Source organism: Bradyrhizobium sp. FW305-F6 (genome assembly GCF_058782905.1).
On the sequence record NZ_JBYSYD010000009.1, the window covers coordinates 81,895 to 98,266 of the forward strand.

Sequence of the window (16,372 nt, forward strand, 5' to 3'; positions counted from 1 at the left end):
TCAGCGGCTCCGCAGAGCTCCCTCTACGAGATCGACAAGTTGCCGGGCGACCTGCTCGCCGGTGAGCGGTCCTTCAGTCGTGAACCATCGCGTCATCCAGTTGATCGACCCCATGAAGAAGAACACCGTCAGCTTGGGATCGACGGCACGCACCGTCCCGTCGGCAATACCTTCAGAGATCAATTTCCGGAAGCCGCGGTCAAACTTGTCGCGACGCTTGCCGATGATCGCCTTGTTCTGCGACTCCAGTGCGTCGTACTCGCCGAGCACCGCGAAAGAGCCCATCTCGCTGGTGATGGTTTTGACGTACTTGTCGATAAGCAGGAGAATTTTTTCAAGCCCGGTCTTGCCATGCTCTTCGCTGTACTTCATCGCCTCGTCGCCGAAGTCGAGCGACATCATGTGGCATTCGAAGAGAATTTCCTGCTTGTTCGTGACGTAGTAGTAAAGCGCGGCCTTGGTGACGTCCAAGGTCTTCGCCACATCCTCGAGCGAGGTGTTGTGATAGCCGCGAAGGCTGAATGCGCGGCCCGCCTCGCGAAGCAGCGCGCCCCGCTTCAGCAAGAATTGCTGTTCCCGGTCCAGGACGACGCTTTTCCAGGCGGAAGCGTGGCGGCCGCGCCTTGCTGTCGATGTCTTCTTCATGAAGCGTGCCGAGTATCCGGATTAGCGATTCTCAAGGCTCCATAGTCAAAACTATTGCCGTAAAGTCAATTCTTGGGCCCTCAGGCCGAGAGGCTGCGTGCGATGATTTGCTTCTGGATATCGCTGGTCCCCTCGTAGATTTTGCAGACGCGAACGTCGCGGTAGTAGCGCTCGACCGGAAAATCCTTTAGGTAGCCATAGCCGCCATGGATCTGTAGCGCGTCCGAGCAGACCTGCTCCGCCATCTCTGAAGCGACGAGCTTGGCGATGGCCGCCTCCTTGGCACACGAGGCTCCGGCTTCGAGAAGCCGCGCGGCGTGGATGTAATATTGCCGCGCGACGTCGACCTGCGCAGCCATCTCCGCGAGATGGAAGCTCACCGCCTGCAGTTCGACGATCGGCTTGCCATAGGCCTCGCGCTCGTTGGCGTAGCGGATCGCAGCGTCGAGCGCTGCCTGGGCAACGCCGACCGCCTGCGCGGCGATCGCAATCCGTCCGTCAGACAGGCCGCCCATGACAATCCGGTACCCACCGCCAACTTCGCCGAGCACGTTCTCCGCCGGCACGCGAAGATTGTCGAGCTGGATCTGGGCGACATGGGCCGTACGCTGGCCGAGCTTGTCCTCGACGCGCGCGACATTGTAGCCAGGTGAGGTAGGGTCGACGATGAACGTTGTGAAACCACGTTTGCCGGCCTGCGGATCGGTGCGAGCGAGCACGATCGTTGTACCAGCCTCGCTCCCGTTGGAAATGAACTGCTTGGTGCCGTTGAGAATGAAGTGATCGCCTTCGCGGCGCGCGGTGGCACGAAATGCGGCGGTATCCGATCCGGCCTGCGGCTCAGTGAGAAGAAACGCGCCGATCTTTTCGCCGCGCAGCATCGGCGGCAGATACTTCTGCTTCTGTTCCTCGCTGCCGCGCAAGGCGATGGTGAAGGCGGTGACGTTGTGGACGTGGAAAATGGTGCCGACACCCGCGTCGGCCGCAGCGATCTGCTCCAGCGCCAGACAATAGGCGACGAACCCCGCGTTCGAGCCGCCATATTGTTCCGGCGGCAGCATGCCCATGAAGCCAAGATTCGCGAGAGCCTTCAATTCGGCGTGCGGCCACGTCGCGGTGCGATCGCGTTCCGCTGCCGTGGGGGCGATCGCGTCGGTCGCAACCTTGCGCGCGACGTCCCGAACCATCGTTTGCTGGTCGGTTAGGAACGAAAAAGATTTGCTCTCGGCTCCTGCCATCCCGGATTCTCCTCCTGCCTGTCCTTATCGGAGATTGGCAGCGTTGCTGGAGCGACGCGGTTTCGCGAGCGCGCGAAACCGGTGACAGACGTTGCTCACGGAGAGCTGCAGATCTTCCGTATTCGACCACATATTAGGATATTCGACGTTATGGTCAATTCATGTTCGAGGCTTTGCCTTTTCGGTTTGGTGCCATTGCAGGTCGAAAGGTCGAGGGCCGCTTCGTCGAAAGGCGCGCCTGAATGCGCCCAATCACGAGCTTCCTCCAAAGCGGGAAGTGCCTGCTGCCTGCTGCAACCGGAATCCGTGCCTCTTGATGCGTTCGCGCCGGAGTGTTCGATCTGCCTTTTCGTCGTGGTGTGTTGCAGGCGCCCGAATGGGCTTGACCTAAATTGACTGTCGAGTTAAAAATAATGCTCATCGGTCATAAAAATCCGCAGAGGATGGGGCGATTTGAGGGTGGGGCGCTGTTCGGTCGAAATGCCGCATACCGTGGGGAGGATGAATGTCGCAGGACTGCGTTGTGAAGGGGGAGCGTGTTGAGCGCTGTTTCGCCTCTCTATTCAGCATCGCAGAGCCGTGCGGCGCAGAATGCCGCGCTTCTCGTCGCCGACGGTATCCGGATGGCTTTCGGTGGCGTCGTCGCGCTTGACAATGTGTCCATCGCGGTCGGGGTGGACGAGTTGCTCGCGGTGATCGGGCCGAACGGTGCCGGCAAGACCTCCCTGATGAATTGCCTCAGCGGCTTCTATCGGCCGCAGCAGGGCGAGGTACGATTCAATGGCTCGCTGCTGTCCGGCATGGGCGTCCACCATATCGTGAAGGCCGGCCTGGCCCGGACCTTCCAGGGGACGCATATCTTTTCGAACATGACCGTGATCGAAAACATCATGGTCGGCCGTCACATTCACATGAAGAGCTCGATTCCGTCGGCATTCTTTTACTTCGGGCCTTGCAGACGCGAGGAGATCCGGCACCGCGAGGTCGTCGAGGAAATCATCGAGCTGCTCGAAATCGAATCCATCCGCCATCAGCCGGTCGGCAGCCTCGGCTACGGCTTGCGCAAACGCGTCGATCTCGGTCGGGCACTGGCGCAGGAGCCGAGCATCCTGCTGATGGATGAGCCGATGGCCGGGATGAATACCGAGGAGAAGGAGGACCTCGCGCGATTCATTCTCGACGTTCGCGAGGCGCGACGGATCCCGGTGGTGCTCGTCGAGCACGACATGGGTGTCGTCATGGATCTAGCGGACCGGATCGTGGTGCTCGACTTTGGCCGCAAGATTGCAGAGGGGACTCCGCTGGAGGTTCAGAAAAATCCTGCGGTGCTCAAGGCGTATCTGGGCGAAGGAAATCGCTGATGCTGCCGATGCGTACCATTCCGCAACTGTTGCTCGAGCGCGCCAGCGCGGCGCCGGACCGGCTCGTTGAGCGGCACAAGTATCGCGGCATCTGGCGCGAATACACCTATGGTGATGTTCTCGAGAAGGTGCGTTCCTTCGCCCTTGGCCTTGACGCGATAGGTATTCGCCGCGGCGAGACCGTGGCCATTGTCGGCGAGAACGAGCCGGAGAACTTCTGGAGCGAGTTTGCGGCGTTCTCGATCGGATGCAAGATCGTCTCGCTTTATCCTGACATCACTGCGGACGAAATCGAATACCTCCTTAACGATAGCGATGCGGTCTGTCTGGTAGCGCAGGATCAGGAGCAGGTGGACAAGGGGTTCGCGATTCTCGATCGCGTTCGGCACCTTCGCCAGATGATCTACTGGGACGATACCGGGATGTGGTCCTATCGTCACGAGCGCCTGACGCCGTTCGAGAAGGTGGTTGAGGTCGGACGCGCACGCCACGCCGAGGATACCGATCTGTTCCGGCGCCTGGTTGAGACAGGCCGACCCGACGACGTGGCCGTGCTGTCTTATACGTCCGGCACCACCGGGCGGCCGAAGGGCGTGGTGCTGACCCACCGCTACCTCGTCGACAACGCGCATCGCGTCATCGCGGCGACCGGCATCAAGCCCGGCATGGAGTATCTCACCTATATCGCCCCGGCCTGGGCGACGGAGCAGTTCTTCGGCGTCACCATCGGCCTCCTGCTGCCGCTGGTGGTGAATTTCCCGGAATCGCCTGAGGAGGTTCTCAACAATATCCGCGAACTCGCAGTCGAGGTGATGGTATTCGCTCCCCGCCAGTGGGAGAGCCTCGCCGCCACCATCCAGGGCCGGATGCTCGATGCTGGCCGGACGCGCAGGGCGATCTATGCCTGGGGTGTCGATATCGGCCACAAGGTCCATGTCGCGCGTCTTGAAGGCAGGCCCGTCCCGCTCGGCGCGCGGCTTGCGCTGCCGCTTGCGGAGATGCTGGTATTGAAGCCGCTGCGAGACAAGCTCGGCCTCACGCGCATCAAGCTCGCATTGTGCGGCGGCTCCACGATGGCGCCGGATGTGTTTCGCCTGTTCCATGCCATCGGCGTGCCGTTACGCAATATCTATGGCGCCACCGAGATCGGACTCCTGACCCTGCATCAGGGGAATCGGTACAATCTCGAGACGGTCGGGCACTGGCTGAGCTCGCACCCCGAATCCGGTGCGGCGCTGGAATGGAAGGTGTCGGAGCAGGGTGAATTGCTCGTTCGTGGCGGCAGTGTCTTTCAAGGCTATCACAAGAAGCCCGACAGCGTCGCCCAGCGCGTTGAGGACGGATGGTATCGCACGGGCGATGCCGTGTCGGTCACCGACAGCGGCGAGCTCGTATTCCTCGAGCGCCTCGACGATCTTCGACAGCTTCGCTCCGGCGAACGGTTTCCGCCTCAGTTTATCGAGACCCGGCTGCGTTTCAGTCCGTTTATCAAGGACGTCATGATGCTTGGCGACGATACGCGCGACTATATCGGCGCGCTGATCAATATCGACATGAGCGTGGTGTCGCGGTGGGCGGAAGATCGCAACATCAGTTTCTCCACCTTCACCGATCTTTCGCAGAAGGCCGAAGTGGCCGAACTGGTGCGCGGCGAGATTGCGCGCGTTAACCTGTTCCTGCCCGAACATGCGCGGGTCCGTCGATTCGCCAACTTCCCCAAGGAGCTCGATCCGGATGAAGGCGAGCTGACCCGTACGCGCAAGCTGCGGCGCGAATTCCTCGCCGAACGCTATGCCGTGCTGATCGAGGCGATGTACGGCGGCCGGGATGATCAGAAACTCGACATCGCGGTAACGTATCAGGATGGGCGAAAGGGAACGCTGTCCGCTCACGTCACCATCCACGATGTCGTTAAAGGCGACAAGCGCGGAAACGCCGCTGCACCGTTGCGAGCCATCGCATGATCGATTTCGTCAATTATTTCATCAACGGCGCATTGGTCGGGCTCCTCTATGCCCTCATCGCCATGGGCTTCGTGGTCATCTATCGGGCATCGAAGGTCTTCAATTTCGCCCAGGGTGAACTCGTCGTGTTCGGCGGTTTCATCGTCTGGTGGATGGTCGCCTCGCTCGGATTGCCGCTCTCGATCGGTCTTCCGCTCGCATTCGTCGCGGCGGCACTGTTCGGACTCCTGGTCGAGCGCGTCTTCTTTTCCCGCCTTGCCGGTGAGTCGGTCTTCGCCATGGTCATGGTTACAATCGGGCTGCTCATCCTGATCCGCGGTTTGATCCTCGTGCTGTTCGGGCCGCAGGTGCGTTCGTTCCCAATCATATTCCCGCTTCAGCCGGTGATCATCGGGGAGATTCTGATCCCTCGCTCGCTTCTCATCGGCGGCGTGATAACGGTGATCGTCGGCTTCGGTCTGTCGTGGTTTTTCAACCGAACGCGGGCCGGGCTGCGCATGACGGCGGTCGCCGAGGATCACCAGGTGGCATTGTCGATGGGAATTTCGGTAAAGCGCTCTATCGCGTTCGCATGGATCCTCGGCGCTGTGCTGTCGACACTCGGCGCCGTCATCTTCCTCAGCGGAAAGTCGCTGAACTTTCTTGCCTCCGACATCGGCCTCGCAGCATTGCCGGTGGCGCTGCTGGCGGGTTTCGAGGCGATCGCCGGCGTCCTGCTGGCCGGCCTTATCGTCGGCATCATTCAGGGGCTCGTGACCGCCTATCTCGATCCGATCGTTGGGGGCGCGATCGGCACCGTATTCCCATTCATCATCATGCTGCTCATCCTCTTTATTCGGCCGACCGGGATGTTCGGCTGGAAGACCATCGAAAGGGTCTGACCGATGGATCCGGCAGGCGTATTCGCCACCAGTTTCGAACGCGATAAGGCCTTGATCCGCACCCGCGGGCAATGGATCGCGCTCATTGTGTTTCTCGTCGCGCTGGCCGTTTTGCCTCATGTTCTGGGACCGCGCCTCGTCGCGATCTCGACCAACATGCTGATCATGGCCGTGGTCGTGATCGGCCTGCAGATCAACATGGGATATGCGGGCCAGATCAATCTCGGCCAAGCCGCCTTCATGGGCGTCGGTGCCTACGCCACCGGTGCGCTGGCCATCAAGTTCAATCTGCCATTCTGGCTCAGCATTCCGCTCGGAGGCTGCGCCGCTGCAGTATTTGGCTTCATCTTTGGCTTGTCTGCGGTTCGCATCAAGGGCTTTTACCTGGCGCTCACCACCATCGCGGCGCAGACCCTGTTTCATTTCCTGATCCTCAATCTGCCGCAGTCGTGGTTCGGCGGATCGAACGGTCTGACGCTGGAACCGGCGCAAATCTTCGGCTTCAGCTTCGTCAGCGAGACGTCGATCTACTATCTCTGTCTGGGCGTGACGGCGCTGATGGTGTTCGGTGCCTACGGCATCGTGCGCAGCCGGCACGGACGCGCCTTCGTCGCAGTCTGCGACGACGACGTCGCGTCCGGCCTGATGGGGATCAATGTTGTGCGGACCAAGGCGATCGCCTTTCTGATCGGCGCGTTCTACGCGGGGATCGCCGGAGCGTTGTGGGCCTACTACGTGCGCTTTGTCGCCGTCGACCAGTTCACGCTGTTCCATTCGATCTGGTTCATCGCCATGGTCATTGTCGGAGGTCTCGGCTCGATCACCGGGGCGTTGATCGGCGTATTCGTCATCAAGGCGATCCAGGAGAGCTTCGTTACGCTTGGTCCCGGCATCGTTGCGCAATTTCCGTCGCTCGGCGGGGATGTGGTGTTTGCGCTGATGAACGTTTTTCTCGGCGGGATCATCGCAGCGTTCCTGATTTTCGAACCACGCGGGCTGATGCATCGCTGGAACATCCTGAAACGATCCTATCGCCTTTGGCCGTTTCCCTATTGAAGGCCGGGCGCCCGAACATTGAAAACACACATGGGAGAAAACTGAACAATGACTATCTTGAAGAACATCAAGATTGCCGGGGTGGCGGCTGCACTCGGCTTGCTGACAATCACGGCGTCGGCCCGTGCCGAGACCACCTACAACGTCGCGTCGCTGGCGGATTTCACCGGTCCCTATGCGGACGTGATGAAGGACTTGATCGGGGCGCGCCGGCCGGTCATCGACTGGTGGAATGCCGAAGTCGGCAAGAAGATCGGGATCAAGCTCGGCATCAAGGACTACGATCATCGCTATGACGCGGCGCAGGTGGCAAGCCTGTGGCCTGGTATCAAGGCCGAGCTCAATCCGATCATCGCGCTTGGGGTCGGTGGACCTGACGTGGCCGCGCTTCAGGGGCGGCTGCCAACCGACAAGATTCCGATGGTGATGTCGACAGCAGCGTATGGCTTTGCCTGGAAGCCCGATCCATGGATCTTCAATCAGCGTCCGACCTACAGCCACGAAGCCGCAGCCTTCTTCGAGTGGCTACGTCAGAAGCGCGGCGGCAGCGGGCCGCTGAAGGTCGCGATCATTTCGTCGGAAGCCTCGCCCGCCTATGTCGATCAGCACAAGGGCGTCCAGCGCTACGCGGCCGACAATCCCGGCAAGGTCGAGGTCGTTGAGGTCGTGTTCACGGAAGTACAGCCCACCGATCTCACTACCCAGGTCAACCGCGTGACCCGCAAGGGTGCCGAGGTAATCATGATCATGACGAACACGGCTGCCGTGGTCGCCACCAAGCGTGCGCTTCAGTCGCTCGGCAAGAATGTGCCGATTGTCGTGAGCTCGCACAACGGACTGGCGGAATCTGGTCGCGCGATCGGCGACATCAAGCAGATGGAGGGCGATTATGAGGTCTATGCGATGGCCGCGCCCACTGATGCAAAGACGCCGGGGCGTGAGTTTTTCGAAATGCTTCAGAGCAAGTACAACCTCAAGGCCAAATGGACGGTTTCGGCTGTCCAAGGTCTTGGTCAGGCGCTGATTGCGATGCGGGCCATCGAAGCTGCGGCCAAGAAGGTCGGTGCTGACAAGGTCACGGGCGAAGCTGTCCGCGAGGCGCTGATGTCGACGACGATCTCCGCGGATGAGACCTACAAGATTCTCGGCAACACCAAGTTCTCGAACGACGGGCCATTCCCGACGCAGGGGCTGGTCGCGAGTATCGTCACCATCAAGGACGGCAAGTACACGGAGGCTGCTGCCAACGTGCCGGTGCCGTCCATTAACAAGTGGTGAAGTAACGCCATCCGGCCGGGTCCCGCGGGCCCGGTCGGATCCCCTCGGGAGGCTTGCGTTTTGCTCGAGCTGAACAACGTTGAAGTCATCTACAGCGACGTCATTCTGGCGGTGAAGGGCATTTCGCTCGCCGTGCCGGATGGCAAATGCGTTGCGTTGCTCGGCGGCAATGGGGCCGGCAAGTCGACGACGCTGAAAGCGATTTCCGGCATCATACGCGTCGAGGACGGCCGGGTGACCTCCGGCAATATCGGTTTCGACGGCAAGAGAATCGACAAGTCGGATCCGACCGAAGTCGTTCGAAGCGGCATCATCCACGTGATGGAGGGCCGCCGCGTGTTGCGCCATCTGACCGTTGAGCAGAATCTGCTGGTCGGCGGCCACATGGAATCGTCGGGGCGTGAGGTACGCAAGCGCCTTGATCATGTCTACGATCGCATTCGCCGGCTTGCGGCGCTCAAGGATCGGATAACCGGCTATCTGTCCGGCGGCGAACAGCAAACGGTCGTGATCGGGCGCGCGATGATGGCCAATCCCAGGCTGATCATGATTGACGAGCCGTCGCTTGGCCTAGCGCCGTTGATGATCGACGAGGTGTTCGAGCTGCTGAAGGACCTCAAGGCAAGCGGGACCACGCTTCTGATCGTCGAACAGAACACGCGCGTCGCGTTGGATATCGCCGACTACGGCTACGTCATGGAGAATGGACGCATCGTCCTCGAAGGCGCCGCGGAAGAGCTGCGAAACAACGAGGACGTGCGGGAGTTCTACCTCGGGCTTGACCTTAAGGGCGAGCGCAAGAGCTACCGCGACATCAAGCATTATCGACGCCGCAAGCGGTGGCTCGGCTGAGGCGCTGCGTGCCGGTGCGGGGTCAGGCGTCCTTCCGGTCGACGACGAATGGAGCGTCGGCCGGCAGTTCGTCTGTTCCTACCACCTCGATACGGTCGGCCTTCAGACGAGACAGCGCGTTGAAGCGGGCCGGCGCCGCCGCCAGGACGGCGTCGCGGTCCGCATCCGGAAGCAGCGAAAGCCGCACCGTGATCTCTTCCCGCTGTTGCGGGCGGGTGACGATGGCCTGCGCGCGGCCGATTCCCGGAATGGCAATAGCGAGGTCTTCGAGCTGGCGCGGATAGATGAATATCTCGCGCGCCTTCACCGCCTGCCCGACGCGTCCCTGCAGCATGCCGATCCTGCGCACCGTGCCATCGGCGTTCATAGCCGTGGCGACGGCGACGTCGCCGGTACCGAACCGGATCAGCGGCCAGCCCGGCGTCAGCGTGGTAACCACGATCTCGCCGGGCTCGCCGTGCGGAAGCGGAGCCCCCGTCGTCGGGTCACAGATTTGCACGATGCGGTCCTGGTGAACCTCGTAGCCGCCGTCCTGCGCGCCATTTTCGAAGGCGATCACGCCGAAGTCCGCCGTCGCATAGACTGCGAAGGTGCGAACGCCGTACCTGGCTTCCAGGCGACGGCGCTTGCCGAGCCAGTCGCCGAGTTCGCCGCCGAGCAACGCAGTTCTGACCTTCCAGCCACCGGGCAGCGAATGACCCATCGCCTCGATGGCTTCCGCTAGCGTGATGAAGAAGGCGGTCGAGGCGCAGATGCAGGTCACGCCAAGGTCGGTCACCAGCTTCGCCTGCAACTCGCTGCCGCCGGTGCCAGCTGGAATCACCGTCGCGCCGACCGAGCGCAGGCCCTCGTCGAGCAGAAGGCCGGCAGGCACGAGATGATAGGACCAGGTGTTGAGCACGCGATCGCCGGGGCCGAGGCCGGCGGCGGCAAAGGCCGTGCCGAAGCCGCATCCGTCGCGGTCGTGCCTCAGTTGAGGTTCGTTGATGGGGCCGGGAGAGACGAAGATACGGACGATTTCTTCATCCTTTGCTGCAAGGAAACCCCCGAATGGCGGCCGCTGGCGTTGTAACTCGACCAGCGACTCCTTTTTGAATACGGGCAGCCGCGACAGGTCGTCCACGGTCTTGAGATCGGCTGGAGCGAGGCCTGCGCGATCGAACATCTCCCGAATGGCGGGTGCGAGCTGGTGGGCCGCACGCTGGATCTGTTGCAGGACCGTGAAGCGCGTCTCCTGGCTCATTACCGTCTCCTCTTGGCATTCCCGACTTGCTTTTCCTATTTGCCGGTGAAGCGTGGTTTGCGTTTTTCCTCGAATGCGGCAAGTCCCTCCTTCAGGTCGTTGCTGCGGGCGTGGACTTCGCTGGCGAGCAGTTCTTGTCGCAGTGCTATCGCACAAGGTTGCTCGAGGCCATCATCGACCAGCACCTTCATGCGCCGAAGCACGAGCGGGCTCTTGTTGACGAGCTTGGCGACCAGCGCCTCGGTCGCCGGGATCAGCATGTCGTCATCGACGACCTCGTTGACCAGTCCGGCGGCAACGAGCTGTTCGGCTGGCACGAACTCGCCGGTGTAGAGCAGATATTTTGCGCGGGTGGGGCCGATCTTACGCGGCAGCCGCACCGAGCTGCCGCCGCCGGGCAAGAGCCCAAAATTTGCATGGGCGTCGCCCAGCTTGGCCGAGCGCGCCGCGACGACGAGATCGCAGCACAGCATCAGTTCCAAGCCGCCAGCCAACGTCAATCCGTTCAGCGACGCGATCACCGGCATGGGAAACGTCTCGAGCCGGTTCATGACAAGGAGAACGGTATCGAGAAAGCGGCTCAGCGACGTTTCGTCGTTCCCGGCTTCGCCGCGTATGAATTTGAGGTCGGCGCCGGCGCAGAAGGCGCGCCCCGTTCCGGTCAGCACCACTGCGTGGATGTCCGACAGCTGAGCCTTGTCGAGCGCCGCGTTGATGCCCGAAACCACTGCGGGAGTAATGGCATTGAGTGCATCCGGCCGGTTCAGCGTGATCCACATCGCGCCGGCCCGAATTTCAGAGATAACCGATTCCACCGGACTTTCCTCGGAATTGACTTTTGAGTTAGTTGATTATTCGTAAGGTTATGTTACAGACTGTCGGGATTAATGCAAGTCAAGCCGCTGCCGGAAAGAGCGATCGAGATGAGTCTTCCCCTCGCTGGAATTCGGGTGATCAGTCTGGCTGAGCAGTATCCCGGGCCCTACGCAACCTTGTTACTAAGTGATCTTGGCGCCGACGTGATCCTGGTGGAACGTCCGGGCGCGGGAGATCCTGCACGGCAGTTTCCGGCCTTCCACGGCGCGCTCAATCGCGGCAAGCGCTCGGTGGCGCTGGATCTCAAGAGCGTTGAAGGCAAGCTGAACCTGCGCAGGCTGGTCGCTTCCGCCGACGTGCTGATGGAAGGATTTCGTCCGGGCACCATGGCGCGTCTCGGCTTCGGCCATGAGGCGATGGCGGAGCTCAACCCAAGGCTGGTCTATGTCTCGATCTCCGGCTTCGGGCAGGACGGGCCGTATCGCGATCGCCCCGCCCACGACATCTCCTATCAGGCACTTGCCGGGTTTCTCTTTCGTCACGCCGAGCAAGGCTCGGTGGAGGATCCGGGAAGCATCGCGATCGGCGACCTGTCCTCCGGCATGTTCGCTGCCGTCGGCACGTTGGCGGCGCTGTTCGAGCGCGCACGTACGGGAGAAGGAAAATATGTCGACGTCTCGATGACGGACGGCCTGGTGTCCTGGATGTCGGTGATGCTCGGTCCGGTGATGAACGGTGCGCCGCTCGCCGACATCGGCGCCGAGCCGGCCTATGGCGTCTTCAAGTGTGCCGATGGCCGTCTCCTCACGTTGTCGATTGCTCATGAAGACTGGTTCTGGCGGCCGCTGTGCGAGTTGCTCGGCATGCCTGATGCGGCCGGCTTCAATCGCAGCGAGCGGGTCGCGCGCGGCGATGCCTTGCGAGGCAAGGTCGCTGCCGTGCTGGCGACGCGCGATCGCACCGATTGGGCGCAGAAGCTGGATGCCGCCGGGATTCCATGGGGGCCGGTGAACTCGTTGAGCGAGGTGACCGCCGATCCGCATTTCCGGGCGCGCGGGCTGTTCCGCGAGGTGGCGGATGGGAACGGCGGGCGGAGCCACCATGTGGCGCAGCCGTTGATTTTTTCCGGCGAGCATCCCGGTCCGCGCTCCGGCGTGCCCGGCCTTGGCGAGCATACGGAGCAGGTGCTGCGTGCACTGCCGGAGCTCAAGGACTAGCAGGTAGAGACCAGAGAAGATTCCAATCCTCAAGGGAGGGCGCGATGAGCGACATCTATGTGGTCGGTGTTGGCATGACCCCGTTTGGGCGCATGCTCGATATCGATATGAAGACTCTGTCGCGCAGCGCGGTGGATGCCGCGCTCGGCGATGCGGGATTGCAGAAGTCTGACATCGAAGCGGCCTTCTTCGCCAACGCGTCGCAAGGCCATATGGAGCGCCAGCACATGATCCGCGGCGAGATCCTGCTACGCGAAATGGGAATCGGCGGCGTTCCCGTTGTCAATGTCGAGAACGCCTGTGCCAGCGGCAGCACGGCGTTCAACCTTGCCGTGACTTTCCTTAAGGCGGGTGAGGGGGACTTTGCGCTCGCGCTCGGCGCCGAGAAGATGTTCTCGACAGATCGCAAGCTGATGTTCGAGGCATTCGATAGTGCCTGGGACGTCAGCCGCGACGGCGAAATTCGCGACAGGCTGCTAGCGCTCGGCGAGGGTGTCGAGGTGCCGGAAGGCACGACCTCGGACAAGCCCTACAGCGTGTTCATGGATGTCTACGCCGCGTTCTCACGTCAGCACATGAAGCGCTTCGGCACCACGCAGCGCCAGCTTGCTGCGGTGGCGGCGAAGAACCATCGGCATTCCGTGGAAAATCCGCTGGCGCAGTTTCGTAATGCCTATTCGGTCGACGAAGTGCTGAATGCCCCGCCGATCACCTATCCGCTGACGCTTCCGATGTGCTCGCCGATATCGGACGGTGCGGCGGCTGCGATCCTCGCGACCGAGGCGGGCTTGAAGCGGCTTGGTCTCGACAAGTCGCGGGCCATCCGCGTGCTGGCATCGGTCATCCAGACCGGTAGCGATCGTGACCCGTCCGAAGTGGAGCGGCACTGTACCGCGCTCGCGGCGAAAAAGGCCTACAACAAGGCCGGTATCGGCCCGGACGACGTCGCTGTCGCCGAGGTGCATGACGCGACGGCCATGGGCGAGATCATCCAGATCGAGAACCTCGGATTCTGCGATTTCGGTGAAGGCGGCATCATTTCGGAGCGCGGTGACACCGCGCTCGGCGGACTTATACCGGTCAATCCGTCCGGCGGACTTGAATCCAAGGGACATCCCGTCGGCGCCACCGGCATCGGGCAGGTACATGAACTGGTGGCGCAACTGCGCGGCGAGGCGGGACCGCGGCAGGTCGAGGGGGCGCGCATCGCGCTCGCCGAAAACGGCGGCGGCCTTCAGGGCATCGAAGAGGCGGTAGCCTGCATCACCATCCTTGGCCGCTGATACAGAAGATCGAGCAAGAGGGGCTCTCATGCAGTTGAATGGAAAAGTTGCAATCGTGACCGGCGCGGCGTCGGGGCTCGGGCGGGCATCGTGCGTCACACTGGCGAAGGCGGGCGTGCGTGTCGCCGCCTTCGATCGTGACGAGTCGCGGCTCGCCGATCTTTGCCGGGAACTGGGGAGCGCGGCATTCGGGCGTGTTGTCGACGTTGCCGACGAGACCAGCGTTAGCTCCGCGATCGAGGCTGTGCTCGAAGCATTCCAGGCGGTTCATATCGCCGTCAATTGTGCGGGCGTCGCCGATGCGGCCAAGACCGTATCGAAGGGGCAGCCGTTTCCGCTGGCGACCTGGAACAAGGTCATCGGCATCAATCTCACCGGCACCTTCAACATCATCCGCTTTGCGGCGCTCGCTATGACCTGCAACCAACCGGAGGGCCCGAGCGGCGAACGTGGCGTCATCATCAACACCGCATCCGGCGCAGCCTCGCAAGGGCAGGTGGGCCAGGCGGCCTACAGCGCCAGCAAGGCCGGCGTGGTCGGCCTCACCTTGCCTGTCGCGCGTGACCTCGCTGAACATGGCATTCGCGTCGTCTCCATTGCACCGGGGTTGTTCGACACCGGGATGGTCGCCGGCATACCGCCGAAGGTTTCGCAGTCGATCGTCGACCGTATGATCCTTTATCCGAACAGGATGGGGCAACCCCACGAGTTCGCCAGTTTGGTCAAGCACATCGCCGAGAATGCCTATCTTAACGCCACAACTATCAGCATTGACGCAGGCGCGCGAATGCAGCCGCGCTAGATGATGCCGCTTCTGGCCCTCCGAAATTTCAACAGGGGTTCAATGACCGCCGCCGATTACTTTGGGCAGGATGTGCAGAATTCAAAGCCGCGATTTCGATAACGTAAGAGTTCGCAGTTTTATTCCGAGTGGTGCGCCATTAGTCAAGCGAAATCCAGAATTCGCAAAGGCTTGGCAGTCGCGTCTGGCTAACCGGACGAGTGGGTTAGCCATGCTTTTGTTCGCTCTTCGGTCTTGCGCATCCCTTTGCTACGATCTGGCAGGAAGCGATGACGGGGCGAACATGAACTTCAAAAACTCTACTGACCAAAGCTTGCTCGCCATGTGGCAGAGCATCCATCGGCAAGTGGCGGCCGACGAAGCCAATGGTGGCCGATACAGATTCGTGGGGCCGACCGTGCGTGCCTATGCGGCGCAGCTTGAATCCGAGCTTGAAGCCCGCAAGCTTCGGTACACGCTTATCAGGTGGCACTGAATGCGAAACCAATTGGTTGACGTGCCACGCGAGGTGCGGGAGCTTGTCCAAAAAACCATAGATCAAACTGAGAAGGCATTTTCCATTTTCTTTCAGCAAGCAAAATTGCCTGGTGACCTAGCCTTCAATTTCGCGCAACAGAACGTCGCTACGTCTTTGGAATATGCGCGCAAGCTTGCCGCCGCCCAGAATTTTCAAGAAGTCGTGTCACTTCAGGCCGAATATCTTAGGGCGCAGATCGAACACGCAAGCCAGTTCATGCGCGAGTTCTCGCCGAAGTCTTAGCGTCTTGGAAACATAGTGGGTTCGGTGCGCTCGACCATCTTCAAAATACTCTTGCAAGCGGGGCACTTGTACGAACGTACCTCGTAACGGTCTTGTACCGGTTCGCGACTGATGAACTCTCGCGGCTTATCGCAAGCCGTACAGCGCTGTTCTGAATGTTGATGCATCGGCAGGGCTTGGCAATGATCGAAGCAATGTCGATCATCTTAGCCGCCGCTGCTACCTATAAAACCACACAAAGATTGTATCACTCGATGTGAACCAACCCGAACCTTTGTCGCCCTTCGATCCGCGAAAGTGCAGCGATCACGTCGTCATTAGTCAGCGCGTCCATTAGTTTTTCGACTGTGGTGGTCGAGTTGCGCGGTCCTGGCACTAGGTAATCACTCAAGATACCGCGTGCCTCTAGGAATGCGTCAACAAGCTTTTGCACATCGGTACGGTTCGGCACGATGGACGGCGCCTGCTCCTCTTCAATGGGATATTCGACGGCGGCGCCTTCAGGATCGTTGCGATTCAGCCATTCTATCGCTGTGTCGTAAGAGGCGAACACCTTGACGGTTTCCGTAGCGACGCTGACATAGAGCCAAACTGACCCGGTCATTGCGGAGCTTCTTCGGGGCACCTGAATTCCATAACCCTAAAATGCTTGCGAATGTCGATGCGCGATAACGCTGCATCCACGTTGTCGCTATCGAGCAAATCGATCAGCCTATCAAGAGCTTCGACGGCGCCAAGAAGATCGAGCGGATTGATGTATCGGCTAAGCTCGACGCGTGCTTGTCGCACTGCATCCAAACAGATTCAACATCTGTCATCACGCAACACTCCTCATCGGCGGCCGATTCAATAAATCTCCCCGATACAAGTTCCTCGCCCGAAGGGGAAAATGTGGTAATTGACCTGCCCCTGAGTATTTCCTCCAGATGGAGTTAGAGTCCGGCCTGAAAAGGACGGACAGATGAAGCGAGCAAGG

The 16,372-nt window shown here is 60.9% G+C and carries 16 protein-coding genes and 1 pseudogene; 11 read left to right on the forward strand and 6 right to left on the reverse strand.

The window, feature by feature from the left end:
* Both AC3WLX_RS34130 and AC3WLX_RS34135 read right to left on the reverse strand, forming a co-directional pair.
* Nucleotides 1-645, reverse strand: a complete 645-nt coding sequence (locus AC3WLX_RS34130) for a TetR/AcrR family transcriptional regulator (protein ID WP_049820487.1) — start codon at nucleotides 643-645, stop codon at nucleotides 1-3.
* A gap of 80 nt (nucleotides 646-725) precedes the next feature.
* Entirely contained in the window at nucleotides 726-1,883 is a 1,158-nt protein-coding gene (locus AC3WLX_RS34135) for an acyl-CoA dehydrogenase family protein (RefSeq protein ID WP_024343236.1), read from the reverse strand.
* A gap of 536 nt (nucleotides 1,884-2,419) precedes the next feature.
* On the opposite strand from AC3WLX_RS34135, the gene AC3WLX_RS34140 reads away from it, so the two are divergent.
* From AC3WLX_RS34140 to AC3WLX_RS34165, 6 genes are read left to right on the forward strand one after another with little or no spacing between them, the layout of a single operon-like run.
* A complete protein-coding gene (locus tag AC3WLX_RS34140) occupies nucleotides 2,420-3,244 on the forward strand; it encodes an ABC transporter ATP-binding protein (RefSeq protein ID WP_349509787.1) in 825 nt (274 codons plus the stop codon).
* The gene (locus AC3WLX_RS34145; protein WP_024343238.1) at nucleotides 3,244-5,208 is read left to right on the forward strand and encodes an AMP-dependent synthetase/ligase; all 1,965 of its coding nucleotides are present in this window, start codon (nucleotides 3,244-3,246) and stop codon (nucleotides 5,206-5,208) included. The genes AC3WLX_RS34140 and AC3WLX_RS34145 overlap by 1 nt, the downstream gene beginning before the upstream one ends.
* On the forward strand, nucleotides 5,205-6,089 hold the full coding sequence (locus tag AC3WLX_RS34150; RefSeq protein WP_028139109.1) for a branched-chain amino acid ABC transporter permease: 885 nt from the start codon (nucleotides 5,205-5,207) through the stop codon (nucleotides 6,087-6,089). The genes AC3WLX_RS34145 and AC3WLX_RS34150 overlap by 4 nt, the downstream gene beginning before the upstream one ends.
* Nucleotides 6,090-6,092: 3 nt before the next feature.
* On the forward strand, nucleotides 6,093-7,145 hold the full coding sequence (locus AC3WLX_RS34155) for a branched-chain amino acid ABC transporter permease (protein ID WP_024343240.1): 1,053 nt from the start codon (nucleotides 6,093-6,095) through the stop codon (nucleotides 7,143-7,145).
* A gap of 48 nt (nucleotides 7,146-7,193) precedes the next feature.
* A complete protein-coding gene (locus AC3WLX_RS34160) occupies nucleotides 7,194-8,423 on the forward strand; it encodes an ABC transporter substrate-binding protein (RefSeq protein ID WP_024343241.1) in 1,230 nt (409 codons plus the stop codon).
* Nucleotides 8,424-8,483: 60 nt separating this feature from the next.
* Nucleotides 8,484-9,275 (forward strand): ABC transporter ATP-binding protein, encoded by a 792-nt coding sequence (locus AC3WLX_RS34165; RefSeq protein ID WP_024343242.1) that lies wholly within the window; start codon nucleotides 8,484-8,486, stop codon nucleotides 9,273-9,275.
* Between the two features lie 22 nt (nucleotides 9,276-9,297).
* Here AC3WLX_RS34165 and AC3WLX_RS34170 read toward each other — a convergent pair whose 3' ends face one another.
* Both AC3WLX_RS34170 and AC3WLX_RS34175 read right to left on the reverse strand, forming a co-directional pair.
* Nucleotides 9,298-10,518 (reverse strand): phenylacetate--CoA ligase family protein, encoded by a 1,221-nt coding sequence (locus AC3WLX_RS34170; protein ID WP_024343243.1) that lies wholly within the window; start codon nucleotides 10,516-10,518, stop codon nucleotides 9,298-9,300.
* Nucleotides 10,519-10,553: 35 nt separating this feature from the next.
* A complete protein-coding gene (locus AC3WLX_RS34175) occupies nucleotides 10,554-11,333 on the reverse strand; it encodes an enoyl-CoA hydratase/isomerase family protein (protein WP_024343244.1) in 780 nt (259 codons plus the stop codon).
* 108 nt (nucleotides 11,334-11,441) lie between these two features.
* On the opposite strand from AC3WLX_RS34175, the gene AC3WLX_RS34180 reads away from it, so the two are divergent.
* The 3 genes from AC3WLX_RS34180 to AC3WLX_RS34190 are packed head-to-tail and all read left to right on the forward strand — an operon-like array spanning nucleotide 11,442 to nucleotide 14,636.
* On the forward strand, nucleotides 11,442-12,551 hold the full coding sequence (locus AC3WLX_RS34180; RefSeq protein WP_024343245.1) for a CaiB/BaiF CoA transferase family protein: 1,110 nt from the start codon (nucleotides 11,442-11,444) through the stop codon (nucleotides 12,549-12,551).
* A 44-nt stretch (nucleotides 12,552-12,595) separates the two neighbouring features.
* Nucleotides 12,596-13,834 (forward strand): thiolase family protein, encoded by a 1,239-nt coding sequence (locus AC3WLX_RS34185; protein ID WP_024343246.1) that lies wholly within the window; start codon nucleotides 12,596-12,598, stop codon nucleotides 13,832-13,834.
* 55 nt (nucleotides 13,835-13,889) lie between these two features.
* Nucleotides 13,890-14,636 (forward strand): SDR family NAD(P)-dependent oxidoreductase, encoded by a 747-nt coding sequence (locus tag AC3WLX_RS34190; RefSeq protein ID WP_291621141.1) that lies wholly within the window; start codon nucleotides 13,890-13,892, stop codon nucleotides 14,634-14,636.
* A gap of 56 nt (nucleotides 14,637-14,692) precedes the next feature.
* Here AC3WLX_RS34190 and AC3WLX_RS34195 read toward each other — a convergent pair.
* A pseudogene (locus AC3WLX_RS34195) lies at nucleotides 14,693-14,743 on the reverse strand ((2Fe-2S)-binding protein); the annotation flags it as partial.
* A 176-nt stretch (nucleotides 14,744-14,919) separates the two neighbouring features.
* Here AC3WLX_RS34195 and AC3WLX_RS34200 point away from each other — a divergent pair.
* Entirely contained in the window at nucleotides 14,920-15,111 is a 192-nt protein-coding gene (locus AC3WLX_RS34200) for a hypothetical protein (RefSeq protein WP_024343248.1), read from the forward strand.
* Nucleotides 15,112-15,396, forward strand: coding sequence for a phasin family protein (locus tag AC3WLX_RS34205; RefSeq protein ID WP_024343249.1), 285 nt, complete (start codon nucleotides 15,112-15,114; stop codon nucleotides 15,394-15,396).
* 247 nt (nucleotides 15,397-15,643) lie between these two features.
* On the opposite strand, the gene AC3WLX_RS34210 is transcribed toward AC3WLX_RS34205, so the two are convergent.
* Complete coding sequence (locus tag AC3WLX_RS34210; RefSeq protein ID WP_024343250.1) at nucleotides 15,644-16,000, reverse strand: hypothetical protein; 357 nt, start codon at nucleotides 15,998-16,000, stop codon at nucleotides 15,644-15,646.
* Nucleotides 16,001-16,372 lie beyond the last annotated feature (372 nt).

Coding starts and splice junctions, on each gene's coding strand:
- AC3WLX_RS34205 (WP_024343249.1), top strand. CDS start 15,112: ATGCGAAACCAATTGGTTGACGTGCCACGCGAGGTGCGGGAGCTTGTC.
- AC3WLX_RS34210 (WP_024343250.1), bottom strand. CDS start 16,000: ATGACCGGGTCAGTTTGGCTCTATGTCAGCGTCGCTACGGAAACCGTC.
- AC3WLX_RS34180 (WP_024343245.1), top strand. CDS start 11,442: ATGAGTCTTCCCCTCGCTGGAATTCGGGTGATCAGTCTGGCTGAGCAG.
- AC3WLX_RS34130 (WP_049820487.1), bottom strand. CDS start 645: ATGAAGAAGACATCGACAGCAAGGCGCGGCCGCCACGCTTCCGCCTGG.
- AC3WLX_RS34160 (WP_024343241.1), top strand. CDS start 7,194: ATGACTATCTTGAAGAACATCAAGATTGCCGGGGTGGCGGCTGCACTC.
- AC3WLX_RS34200 (WP_024343248.1), top strand. CDS start 14,920: ATGAACTTCAAAAACTCTACTGACCAAAGCTTGCTCGCCATGTGGCAG.
- AC3WLX_RS34145 (WP_024343238.1), top strand. CDS start 3,244: ATGCTGCCGATGCGTACCATTCCGCAACTGTTGCTCGAGCGCGCCAGC.
- AC3WLX_RS34150 (WP_028139109.1), top strand. CDS start 5,205: ATGATCGATTTCGTCAATTATTTCATCAACGGCGCATTGGTCGGGCTC.
- AC3WLX_RS34170 (WP_024343243.1), bottom strand. CDS start 10,518: ATGAGCCAGGAGACGCGCTTCACGGTCCTGCAACAGATCCAGCGTGCG.
- AC3WLX_RS34155 (WP_024343240.1), top strand. CDS start 6,093: ATGGATCCGGCAGGCGTATTCGCCACCAGTTTCGAACGCGATAAGGCC.
- AC3WLX_RS34185 (WP_024343246.1), top strand. CDS start 12,596: ATGAGCGACATCTATGTGGTCGGTGTTGGCATGACCCCGTTTGGGCGC.
- AC3WLX_RS34135 (WP_024343236.1), bottom strand. CDS start 1,883: ATGGCAGGAGCCGAGAGCAAATCTTTTTCGTTCCTAACCGACCAGCAA.